At 42.3% G+C, this 10,996-nt stretch carries 11 protein-coding genes; 6 read left to right on the top strand and 5 right to left on the bottom strand.

What is annotated here, in order from left to right; genetic code table 11:
- Positions 1-35: 35 nt before the first annotated feature.
- Together QWZ17_RS18890 and QWZ17_RS29730 are read right to left on the bottom strand one after the other, a co-directional pair.
- Positions 36-194 carry a hypothetical protein gene (locus QWZ17_RS18890; RefSeq protein WP_290306855.1) on the bottom strand — a complete coding sequence of 53 codons (159 nt, stop codon included), beginning with the start codon at positions 192-194 and terminating at the stop codon, positions 36-38.
- Positions 195-234: 40 nt separating this feature from the next.
- Complete coding sequence (locus QWZ17_RS29730) at positions 235-684, bottom strand: DUF6934 family protein (protein ID WP_435404586.1); 450 nt, start codon at positions 682-684, stop codon at positions 235-237.
- 94 nt (positions 685-778) lie between these two features.
- Between QWZ17_RS29730 and QWZ17_RS18885 the strand changes: the two genes are divergently transcribed.
- The gene (locus tag QWZ17_RS18885) at positions 779-1,186 is read left to right on the top strand and encodes a hypothetical protein (RefSeq protein WP_290306854.1); all 408 of its coding nucleotides are present in this window, start codon (positions 779-781) and stop codon (positions 1,184-1,186) included.
- A 104-nt stretch (positions 1,187-1,290) separates the two neighbouring features.
- Here QWZ17_RS18885 and QWZ17_RS18880 read toward each other — a convergent pair whose 3' ends face one another.
- The 3 genes from QWZ17_RS18880 to QWZ17_RS18870 all read right to left on the bottom strand — a co-directional run bounded on the left by QWZ17_RS18880 (position 1,291) and on the right by QWZ17_RS18870 (position 3,603).
- A complete protein-coding gene (locus tag QWZ17_RS18880; RefSeq protein ID WP_290306853.1) occupies positions 1,291-1,710 on the bottom strand; it encodes an OsmC family protein in 420 nt (139 codons plus the stop codon).
- 97 nt (positions 1,711-1,807) lie between these two features.
- Positions 1,808-2,878 carry an NADPH dehydrogenase NamA gene (gene namA, locus QWZ17_RS18875; protein ID WP_290306852.1) on the bottom strand — a complete coding sequence of 357 codons (1,071 nt, stop codon included), beginning with the start codon at positions 2,876-2,878 and terminating at the stop codon, positions 1,808-1,810.
- Positions 2,879-3,159: 281 nt separating this feature from the next.
- Positions 3,160-3,603, bottom strand: coding sequence for a hypothetical protein (locus tag QWZ17_RS18870; protein WP_290306851.1), 444 nt, complete (start codon positions 3,601-3,603; stop codon positions 3,160-3,162).
- A 186-nt stretch (positions 3,604-3,789) separates the two neighbouring features.
- On the opposite strand from QWZ17_RS18870, the gene QWZ17_RS18865 reads away from it, so the two are divergent.
- From QWZ17_RS18865 to QWZ17_RS18845, 5 genes are all read left to right on the top strand, one after another.
- The gene (locus QWZ17_RS18865) at positions 3,790-4,644 is read left to right on the top strand and encodes a bifunctional helix-turn-helix domain-containing protein/methylated-DNA--[protein]-cysteine S-methyltransferase (protein ID WP_290306850.1); all 855 of its coding nucleotides are present in this window, start codon (positions 3,790-3,792) and stop codon (positions 4,642-4,644) included.
- A 9-nt stretch (positions 4,645-4,653) separates the two neighbouring features.
- Positions 4,654-5,355, top strand: coding sequence for a 2OG-Fe(II) oxygenase (locus QWZ17_RS18860; RefSeq protein ID WP_290306849.1), 702 nt, complete (start codon positions 4,654-4,656; stop codon positions 5,353-5,355).
- Positions 5,356-5,496: 141 nt separating this feature from the next.
- Complete coding sequence (locus tag QWZ17_RS18855) at positions 5,497-6,075, top strand: RNA polymerase sigma-70 factor (protein WP_290306848.1); 579 nt, start codon at positions 5,497-5,499, stop codon at positions 6,073-6,075.
- 105 nt (positions 6,076-6,180) lie between these two features.
- A complete protein-coding gene (locus QWZ17_RS18850; protein WP_290306847.1) occupies positions 6,181-7,344 on the top strand; it encodes a FecR family protein in 1,164 nt (387 codons plus the stop codon).
- A gap of 197 nt (positions 7,345-7,541) precedes the next feature.
- On the top strand, positions 7,542-10,943 hold the full coding sequence (locus QWZ17_RS18845) for a TonB-dependent receptor (RefSeq protein ID WP_290306846.1): 3,402 nt from the start codon (positions 7,542-7,544) through the stop codon (positions 10,941-10,943).
- Positions 10,944-10,996 lie beyond the last annotated feature (53 nt).

The following is a 10,996-nucleotide window of genomic DNA, read 5'->3' as shown; positions in this document are numbered from 1 at the left end:
GGATATTAATTCGGCCTCTTTTTTTATGGCTAAGTTTATTTTGATTTTGGTAAACCAACACGTTTTAAAGTTTCCTTTGCTTTATTTACCTTTTTAACAACAAAAGGGTCATTTTCATAACTTTTAATCTCATTGCTAATTATACCGGAAGCTGACGGCATTTGGGTTGATGTATTTTTTGCAATAGCAGACATATTAACTTCTTTCTTAAAATTTATACTCAAATGTAATCAATTACTTTCTTTGTACCAAAAACGCCTCATAATTGATGGTGTTAGGTCTAAAATTATACCATTGATCGTTCTTTAGACCATATACCTCAAAATCAGCGCTAATATATTGCCATAAATTTGATATACTTATTTGATATAACCTGGTTCGTGATGCGGTACTTCCTTCTGCGTATATGTAGTGATTTCCATGATGATTGCAAAAATCAACTATTGTTTGGGCAACTGTAACTAAGACCGTATCTCTGTCTTCATTATTACTAACTACGCTATCATCTAATTGGCCCGAGAGCGGATGGGCATCGCCGAATGCTAAGTTGTACACATGCGGCTCCTCTTCAGAAATTCTTGTGAAAATCACCAGTTTTCTTATTCTGCCCTTCGGTCCGTCACTGTAAAATTCATAATTGTGATAATCGTTACTGTTTAAATAAGAATAATGTTTTAGGTTCATTTAGATATTCATCACATAATTTTGGAACTATGATGTATCAAACTTAATAATTTTCTATTATTGAATGTTATTAACCTACAAGTCAACTATCGTTATGAGTAAACTATTTTTTAATATAATTTTATTATTAGTTGTTTCGATTAGCCTATCAGCCTGCAAACCCAAATCCAACCCGGCCGAGGCTGTAAAATCAATTCAATTTAAATTTACAGAATTAGGTCGCGAAACGCAGTTCAGGATAACCTGCGATAAGTTTGATTTTTATTTCCCTGAAGGGAAGGTTAAAAACTTTACCAAAATACAGGGGATTGATAGTGTGATGCAGCTACTCACAGCCATGAAATTAGCAGAACAGGGCACTCAGCCTGATGTAAGGGGAAAAATCTACATTACCCATGCAAATAACGCTGTAGATACGGTTTGTGTAGGTGTAAAGGTGTTGGATTATAAGGGTACTACTTATGAAACGCCACAAGCGTTGTTGGCCTTGATACAGAAATAGGAAGAGTTAAAGTGATTTGCAAAGCGGAAAGTAAGACTTACGAAGTTTTTAAAACTTCGTAAGTCTGGTATCTGCAACCAATTACGGAAACAGAAAAGATTTATTTACGCATAAGTAACGTTTAAAGTAAACGGTACGCTAAGCGCTTTTGAAATGATGCAATTAGCTTTAGCGTCTTCGGCAATGGCTTTAAATTTAGCTTCGTCAACACCGTCAATAACAGTTGCTTTAAGCTCCAGGTGAATGCCGGTGATGCTTAATGCCTGCATATCCAGATCAAGGATAGCGTCGGTAGTTAAATCGCCGGGAGTAAAACCAGCTTGAGTTAAAGCAGCACCAACGGCCATGGTAAAGCAACCAGCATGGGCGGCAGCAATCAGTTCTTCCGGGTTGGTACCAATACCATCGGCAAAGCGGGTTTTAAATGAATATTGTGTTTTGTTAAGCACGGTGCTTTGAGTAGTGATCTCTCCGGTACCGGTTTGTAAAGTGCCATTCCAATGGGCGTTTGCTGTACGTTTCATAGTTTGTGGTTTTTGTATTTAAAAGTTAATGGTTAATGGTTCATAGTTCATAGCCTCAGAAAGTCCTTGCTCCTTTGTCCCTAAATCCTTACTCTCCTCAACTCCATTTCGCCCGTTCGTACTGAAGCGGCCATTTTACTTCGTGGCCAAGCTCATGCGCGGCACGCAGTGCAAAATGGGGATCGCGCAGCATCTCGCGGGCCATAAATATCAGGTCGGCTTCGCCTTCCTGTATAATTTCGTCGGCCTGGTGGCTTTTGGTTATTAAACCAACCGCACCGGTAAGTATACCGCTTTCTTTTTTAATTTTCTCTGCAAATTCAACCTGATAACCTGGTTTTAACGGTATTTTAACACCGGCTATGTTTCCGCCGGTTGAGCAGTCAATTACATCAACACCTTTTTCTTTTAGTATTTTGGCTAAAGCCACAGAATCGTCTGCCGTCCATGCACCTTCGGTCCATTCAGTTGTTGACAAGCGTACAAACAGCGGGTTTTCTTTTGGCCATGTTTCGTGTACGCTATCAATAACCTCTAACAGGAAACGGATGCGGTTTTCAAAAGGGCCGCCATATTCATCAGTACGTTTATTGCTTGCCGGCGATAAAAATTCATGCAGTAAATAACCGTGCGCGCCGTGCAATTCTATCACGTCAAACCCTGCTTTAACTGCTCTTGCAGCAGCAGCTTTAAAATCGGCTTTTATTTGTTCAATGCCTGCTTTATCCAGTTCAATAGGGGCCTCCTCGCTCTCGGTAAAGGCAACCGCGCTTGGTGCAAAAGTTTTCCAGCCGGTAGGTTCAGTTGACGGGATTTGCTTGCCACCAAGCCAAGGCTGCTGGTGACTTGCCTTACGACCGGCATGCGCCAGCTGCGTACCCGCGTAAGCGCCATGCGCGTGCATAAAATCGGTGATCTGTTTTAGTTTTTCAATGTGCTCATCTTTATAAATACCCAAATCTGCCGGACTGATACGGCCTTCGGGAGATACCGCGATGGCTTCGGTTATAATTAAAGCCGCGCCGCCAACGGCCATGCCACCCAGGTGCACCAGGTGCCAATCGTTAGCGAAGCCGTCTTCACTTGAGTACTCGCACATGGGCGATACCACAATGCGGTTTTTAAGTTCGATGTTTTTTATTTTAAGGGGCGAAAAAAGATGTGCCATAGTTAAGTGTTTGATGCAAATATGGTGACTAACATTGGTTGTACCTTCAATGTTTTGTAAAGTTTATTTGATGTTTGATGTTAGGTGTTAGGTGTTAGGTGTGAGGTGTTAGGTGTTAGGTGTGAGGTGTGAGGTGTGAGGTGTGAGGTGTGAGGTGTGAGGTGTGAGGTGTGAGGTGTGAGGAAAAATGCCCATCAAATTAATTAAAATCCTGATAATCTTATAATCCAACGAATAGAGGTTCAGACAAAAATCCGGAATCGAAAATCCGAAATCCGATATCAAGACGTTGGTTCATCCAGTTCTTCTCCCTCTTCATCATCGTATTGCCCCAAATCAAGGTTACAAAGCCAAACGCCTATGGTAAGTGATAGGGTATAGGGTAATATCATTACAGATAACGTTAAAGGTGAGTTTCCGTTAGGGATAACAGCCCCCACAAATACCAGCACCGTTGTAATGGCAATTGCTATGGTTACCTTTTGTTTAAGCTGCGGCACTTCGGTATAACGACTTAGCCGACTAATGCTAAACGTAAGCAATGCCCCCAGCGGCGCGGTTACTACCAACAGCACACCTACATTTATGGGATAATTTTTTATAAACTCAAATGACAAAATATCGCCCTGATGAAAAAGTATTTGTCCTGCCGATGTTTGCAACAGGGGCGCAAATATGAGCATGGTAAGCCATACTTTAAAGCTGTAAAGTTGTACAGGGTCCATGAAGTGGTTTTAATTGGATAAGTAAATATAACAGATACAGGCTTGCAATTCAAATACCATGTAGTTGGTAGTTTATATAAAATAATGTTTAAGTTGCTGATGAAAATAATACGGCAAGTGCGCAAGTTCCGGGTTTTACGACAGGGACTATCAAGGTACTTTTGTTTATAAATAATTAACAAGGTTATGAACACACAGGAAAATATCAATTATGAGCGTATTGCCGAGGCGATAAATTATATAAAACTCAATTTTAAAACACAACCCAATTTAGATGAAGTAGCCGAGAAGGTAAATTTAAGTCCGTTCCATTTTCAACGTTTATTTACCGATTGGGTAGGCATCAGCCCTAAAAAGTTTTTACAATACTTAAGCCTGGATTATGCCAAGGGGATACTTAAAGATAAGCAGGCAACCTTGTTTGATACCGCTTTTGAAACGGGGCTTTCGGGTACTGGCAGGCTGCATGATCTGTTTATCAATATTGAAGGGATGACGCCCGCCGAATATAAGAACGGCGGCAAGGAACTGAGCATCAATTACAGTTTTGCCCAAAGCCCCTTTGGGAATATCATTGTGGCATCAACCCCTAAAGGCATTTGCTATATGGCTTTTGCCGATGACCATGCCGATGCGCTGGATCAGCTTAAATTACACTTTCCAAACGCGGCCTATACCCAGGTGGTTGATATGTTGCAACAGGATGTTTTGCATATTTTTAAAAAGGATTGGTCGCAATTGCCGGCTATTAAATTACACTTGAAGGGGAGTAGTTTTCAGTTGAAGGTTTGGGAAGCTTTGCTAAAAATACCGATGGGCGGTTTGTGCAGTTATGGCGATATTTCTCAAAATATCCAGTCGCCTAACGCCAGCAGAGCTGTGGGCAGCGCGATAGGGGCCAACCCGGTAGCGTTTTTGATCCCTTGTCACAGGGTAATCAGGTCTACCGGCGAATCGGGGCAATACCATTGGGGATCAACCCGTAAATCGGCCATTATAGGTTGGGAAGCGGCGTTAGTTAATCACTCTGTTTCAATATAATTTATGGCGATGAAGGAAAGAATTGAAAATTTAAATTGGGCAGCTGTTAAAACAGATCTGGATAACAAAGGCTACACAATAGTAAAAAAAGTTTTAACGGCGGATGAGTGCGATAGTTTAACCGCACAGTACCCCGAAGAGCAGCTATACCGCAAAACCGTAGTGATGGAACGCCACAACTACGGCCGCGGCGAATACAAATATTTCAAGTACCCGCTACCGGAGCTCATTCAGCAATTGCGGGAAAGCATATATCCGCACCTGGCACCTGTAGCTAATAACTGGATGGAACTGCTAAATAAGGAAACCCGTTTTGCAGCAACGTTGGATGAGTTGTTACAACATTGCCACAATCATGAGCAATTGCGTCCCACACCTTTGATACTACAATATGCAAAAGGAGGGTATAACGCCATGCACCAGGATTTATATGGCGAGGTGTTTTTCCCTATCCAATCGGTGTTTATTTTGGATGAGCCGGGGCTTGATTATGAAGGCGGAGAGTTTATTTTGATAGAACAAAAACCAAGGGAGCAGTCGCGGGCTATGGTGCTAAAACCGGCCAAGGGCGATATGGTACTATTTACAACCAGCTTTAGACCAGCGCAGGGGAGTAAGGGATATCACCGGGTAAATATGAAGCACGGCATTGGTGAAATTATCGAAGGCAGGAGGCGCAGCATGGGTATTATTTTTCATGATGCCAAATGATAATTATTGCTCAATAATAAATAACCGATGGTGTTCGGGCAGGTGGTAATATCAGTAATTCAGGCAATTGTGAATTAATATTTAAACATTTAGTTAATAATACCTAAATTTAGCCAATGGTATGTTAAGCCTGCTTTTAATATGACCGAAAAAATCGCCCAAAGTGATACAGAATTGGTTGCGCAATTACAATTGGGCAACGAGCTTGCTCTGGCCGCTATTTATCGGAAATACTGGCAGCAGCTTTATCTATCGGCTTACAATGTGTTAAAGGATAAACTGGCCTGCGAGGATATTATCCAGGAACTTTTTATCAAACTGTGGAACAACAGGCACAGCATCGAAATAAATGTTTCCCTGAAGGCCTATTTATATGCCGCAACCCGTTACGAAGTTTACCGGCAGGTAAAAAACGGCAAAGTAACCTCCGATGTTTTTGACAGGCTGTTTGAATCACTGCAAACCCCGGTTGAGTACGAAAATATAGAATACAAAGAATTAATGACCCGGGTAAGCCTGGTGGTAAACACCCTGCCCGATAAATGTCGCGAAGTTTATAAACTAAGCCGCGAAGACTATTTGAGCCACAAACAAATAGCTTCGCGTTTAAATATCTCCACCAAAACTGTCGAAAATCACCTCACCAAGGCCCTCAGGCAGTTACGCACCTCATTAGGTAGTTTCTTTTCATTGCTCATGGCGATTTTACTGCTGTGGTAGTATAAATCAAGTATTTATATTCGCCCTTGATAAAAAAGTGATATTTTTTTAACATCGCTAATAGGGGATACCCACATTTTTTTACTCTCACTTAAAAACCAGGCTGTGCAAAGGCAAAAATTCAAACAATTAATCAATAAGTATCTAAACGGAGAGGCTTCTGTAGAGGAAGAACAACTGTTGTTGGAACTTTTTGATAGTTTGCAGGAAAGCGACACCTGGGATGAAGAGACGATGGGGATAAAGCAACAGTTGGAAGAAAGGATGTTGCAGCGTTTACATTTAGGGATCAGGCAATCACAACAACAGCCAGATCCTAAAGCTCTTTACGGTATTATATACAGGGTTACCGCCGCGGCTGCCGTTATTATGGCAATTATTGGTGCCGGACTTTATTACAGTCTTATGTATCCTGTTAAGTTTCCGGTTACAGCCGTTAACAAAACTCCGGTTATGCATGATGCTGATCCCGGCAAAAACAAAGCAATCCTAACCTTAAATAATGGTGAAAAAGTGGTGCTCGATTCCGCAAGAATCGGCACCCTTGCCAAAAACGGAAATGTAAGCGTAACCAAAGCCCGGGACGGGCAGTTGGTATATACCGTTGAAGATGCAAAATCATCTGATAGCCAGGCAGCCTATACTTACAATACCATCAGCACACCACGCGGAGGCCAATACCAGGTAATATTGCCCGATGGCAGCAAGGTTTGGCTAAACGCGGCATCATCAATCAAATTCCCTACTGCCTTTGCCGCTAACGAGCGTAACGTTCAATTAACCGGCGAAGCTTATTTTGAGGTAACTAAAAACGCTGCAAAGCCCTTTAAAGTGAGTGTTGATGGTTTAAATGTAAAAGTGCTGGGCACCCATTTCAATATCATGGCCTATAATGATGAGGATGCCATCAAAACCACCTTATTGGAAGGGTCGATACAATTAAGCAGTGGTGGTAACAGCAGTATACTAAAGCCAGATCAGCAGGGCATTGTTAAAGGGAATCGCATCAGCGTTATGGATGTGGAGGCCGAAAAGTTTGTAGCCTGGAAAAATGGCTATTTTGAATTTAACCGTTCCAGCATTCTGGATATTATGAAACAACTTTCGCGTTGGTATGATATGCAGGTTGTTTACGAGGGCAAAATAGCCGATGATGAGTTTGTGGGCCGTATTGAACGGAGCGCCAAGCTATCGCGGGTGCTGCACATACTTGAACTTAGCCATGTGCATTTTAAAGTTGAAGATAAAAAGATAACCGTTTCGCCTTAACCATATCCCAGTTTAACAATTAATAATTAACCGGATAAGCATTTACCTATGAAAGAAACCCTACATCTCCTATAATACCATCCTGCAACCTTGCCCATAAAAAAGCCGGAAGTACTGCAATACTTCCGGCCCAAATGTATGGGTAAGGTTTTTTCCTGAATTTCTTAACAGAACGTTAACCCAAACACAACGAAGTTATGCAAATAAACTTTAGGGCTAAAGTATTTTATGTGCCCAAAAACGCAACCTCAAAACTGTTTCTGACAATGAAATTAACGGCACTCCTGATTACTACTGCCTGTTTACAACTTAGTGCTAAGAGTTTTTCTCAAACTATTACGTTAAACGCCAACAATACGGCTATCGAGAAAGTATTTACAGCGATTGAAAAGCAAAGTGGCTACAGCTTTTTTTATAAGTATAAAGAAATTAAACAGGCCAAACCTGTTACCGTATCGCTTAAAAACGCCAGCCTTGAAGAGGCATTACGCGCCTGTTTTCAGGATGAACCTCTTACGTACACAATGGATAACAAAACCATTATTGTAAATAAAAAGGAGGAGAAGGTAATTGTAGCTGATAAAATAACCGTTAGCGGCCAGGTACTTGATGCTAACAACCAGCCTTTGCCCGGTGTAAGCGTTACCATAAAGGGAACCAGCACCGGTGTTATAAGCGACCCAGCCGGTAAATATACCATAGAGGTTGATGATAACGCTGTACTGGTTTTCAGATTTATTGGCTTCAAAACCAAAGAAGAGCCGGTTAACAAGCGCGCTAACATTAATATGGTACTTAATGAAGACAACAAGGAGTTAAGCGAAGTTGTGGTAGTTGGTTATGGTAACCTTGAACGCAAGGATGTTACCGGCGCGGTTGGAACCGTTAAAATGGCAAATATTAAAGAAATTAAAGCCGCCAGTCTTGATCTGAAACTTGCGGGTCAGCTTGCCGGCGTTACTGTAAACCAGGTTACAGGTACACCCGGTGGCGGCGTTGCCATAAACATTCGTGGTGCGGGTTCTGTAGGCGCGGGCGATAATCCATTATATGTTATTGATGGGTTTCCTATCTCGCCGGGCTTCGATCAATATTCAAACCCGTTAAGTACCATTAACCCCGATGATATTGAAACTATCAGCGTATTAAAAGACGCGGCATCAACAGCCATATATGGCTCCCGTGGTGCAAATGGCGTTATTTTGGTAAACACCAAAAGAGCTAAAAAAGGCGAATCAACGGTTACGGTAAATACCTCTACCGGTGTTCAAACTATTTTATCGCAAAGCAAACTAAAAATGATGACGGCGCAGGAGTTTGCACAATGGCGTACCGAAGCCATACAGGATGCAAATGCGATAAATGGTACCAACACACCAATACCAGATGCCTATAAAAATCCAAAATCGCTTGGTAAAGGTACCGACTGGTTTGATGCCATTACCCGTAACGCGCCAATGCAAAATTACGATGTTACAGTTGCCAATGGTACCGATAAGGTAAGATCATTATTTTCATTAGGATACTTTGACCAGGAGGGCACTTTATTAAATACCGGTTTTAAAAGGTACTCGCTTAAAGCCAACATGGATGCCGATATTTTTAAAAATGTAAGTATCGGCCTTAGCGTTGCGCCTACCTATAGCTTACGCAATTTGCAGGAAACTGATGGGCACTTTAACAGTGGTGTACTGAGCCAGGCCTATTTGGAAAGCCCGCTTGTACCGGTAAAGCAACCAGATGGCTCGTATACCAATGTTGTTGGCTCGCCCGGTACCTTTCAAAATGCTAACCCGGTAAGCGAACTGGTAAATACCCGGAATGATCGTACGCAGTTCCGTACGTTGGCCAATACCTTTCTTAACTGGGAAATAATTAAAGGTTTGAACATCAAAACAACCTTCGGCGTTGATTTTCAAACCAATACGCAGGACTATTTCAGGCCATCATACCTTGGCGGTTTTAATGTGCCCAATAAAGATGGTACGCAGCAAAAGGCTATAGGTTCTTTCACATCATCAAACAGTTTAAACTGGCTTAACGAAAATACCATCAACTACAAAAAAAGCTGGGGCGATCATACCTTAACCGTATTGGCAGGTTATACCATACAGCAGGAAACCGGCCATAATCGCCTTACTTTTGGTACGGGTTTCCCGGATGACGTGATACAATCTGTTAACGCGGCCACTATTGTTACCGCAACCGCCGGCGATTATAAGTGGCGTTTGTTATCGCTGTTGAGCCGTGTTAATTACGCGTTTAAAGATAAGTACCTGTTAAGCGCATCTATCCGGCGCGATGGTTCATCAAGGTTTGCGCCGGGGCATCAATGGGGAACTTTCCCTTCGGTATCCGGCGGCTGGCGTATTTCTGATGAATCATTTTTTCCTAAAATAGGGCTTATCGACCAGGTTAAGTTTACCGGCAGCTACGGCCTTGCTGGTAATAACGACGTAGATAATTACGGATCGATCCCATCGGTTGATCAAACCAATTACACCTTTAACGGCACACTGGCACCCGGTGGCTCTTTAACCCAATTAGGTAATTCGGAGTTAGGCTGGGAAACTACAAAACAGCTTGATATTGGCGTAGATATTTCCCTGATTAAAGGGCGCGTTTATTTAATTGCCGAATATTATAACCGTTACACCCAAAGAATGCTGCAATACTTAGGTGTACCACCTGCATCTGGTTATGATGGCGCGTTAACCAATATTGGTAATGTGCGTAACCGGGGCTGGGAGTTTACGGTAACCACAAAAAACATTGTAGGCAAGGGCTTTAACTGGACATCTGATTTTAATATATCCTTTAATCGCAACAAAGTGATTAGCCTGGGGCAAACACCGCAAATTTATGATGCCCCAGCAAATGATAACCCGGCAAGCATTACCAAAGCAGGTTATCCTTTAGGGCAGTTTTATGGTTACATATACCAGGGTATTTTTCAAAACCAGGCCGAGCTTGATAAATACCCTCATTTTGATGGCGAACAGGTGGGCAACATCAGGTATAAGGACGTAAGCGGACCGGACGGTAAACCCGATGGCAAGCTTGATGGCTACGATCAAACCATTGTAGGTAACCCTTTCCCTAAGTTTACTTTCGGTTTTAACAACCACCTGTCGTACAAAAACTTTGATATGAGCATCATTACGGCCGGCTCTGTAGGTGGACATGTGTTTGACTTGTACAAGCAATTCACCACCAATTTGGACGGGGTTTTCAATGTGGAAGAAAGTGTGATGAACAGGTGGCGGTCGGCCAGCAACCCGGGCTCGGGGCAATTGCCAACTACCACGTCCAACACTAACTTCGCCCGTGATTTTTACCCTTCGTATTGGGTCGAGAACAATTCATACCTCATGGTTAAGAATATCGATCTGGGGTACAATTTCAAAACAAAGTTTAGCAAAAACTTCAGGGTATATGTGAGCGCCCAAAACGCCATTTTAATTACCGGTTACAAAGGCGGCAACCCCGAAGTTGGTATAGACGGACAGCAAGGCAACAGGTCGCTTTCGCCCAATGTAAACTTTACCGGCTACCCGGTTTCCGCGGTGTACACGGTTGGCTGTAATGTTACATTTTAACAAAGCCATAGAATTACCGGTTGATTGATAGTTAAACCACAACAAAAGAAAGA

Source organism: Mucilaginibacter flavus (assembly GCF_030409315.1).
Classification (GTDB): Bacteria; Bacteroidota; Bacteroidia; order Sphingobacteriales; family Sphingobacteriaceae; genus Mucilaginibacter; species Mucilaginibacter flavus.
Note: the sequence above shows the minus strand (reverse complement) of the source record. Positions and strands in the feature narration are given on the sequence as shown.

What these genes read in the sequence shown, in the direction of transcription:
- QWZ17_RS18845 (WP_290306846.1), top strand. Translation starts at nt 7,542, where the DNA reads ATGCAAATAAACTTTAGGGCTAAAGTATTTTATGTGCCCAAAAACGCA.
- QWZ17_RS18860 (WP_290306849.1), top strand. Translation starts at nt 4,654, where the DNA reads ATGAAGGAAAGAATTGAAAATTTAAATTGGGCAGCTGTTAAAACAGAT.
- QWZ17_RS18880 (WP_290306853.1), bottom strand. Translation starts at nt 1,710, where the DNA reads ATGAAACGTACAGCAAACGCCCATTGGAATGGCACTTTACAAACCGGT.
- QWZ17_RS18885 (WP_290306854.1), top strand. Translation starts at nt 779, where the DNA reads ATGAGTAAACTATTTTTTAATATAATTTTATTATTAGTTGTTTCGATT.
- QWZ17_RS29730 (WP_435404586.1), bottom strand. Translation starts at nt 684, where the DNA reads ATGAACCTAAAACATTATTCTTATTTAAACAGTAACGATTATCACAAT.
- QWZ17_RS18855 (WP_290306848.1), top strand. Translation starts at nt 5,497, where the DNA reads ATGACCGAAAAAATCGCCCAAAGTGATACAGAATTGGTTGCGCAATTA.
- QWZ17_RS18865 (WP_290306850.1), top strand. Translation starts at nt 3,790, where the DNA reads ATGAACACACAGGAAAATATCAATTATGAGCGTATTGCCGAGGCGATA.
- namA (WP_290306852.1), bottom strand. Translation starts at nt 2,878, where the DNA reads ATGGCACATCTTTTTTCGCCCCTTAAAATAAAAAACATCGAACTTAAA.
- QWZ17_RS18890 (WP_290306855.1), bottom strand. Translation starts at nt 194, where the DNA reads ATGTCTGCTATTGCAAAAAATACATCAACCCAAATGCCGTCAGCTTCC.
- QWZ17_RS18870 (WP_290306851.1), bottom strand. Translation starts at nt 3,603, where the DNA reads ATGGACCCTGTACAACTTTACAGCTTTAAAGTATGGCTTACCATGCTC.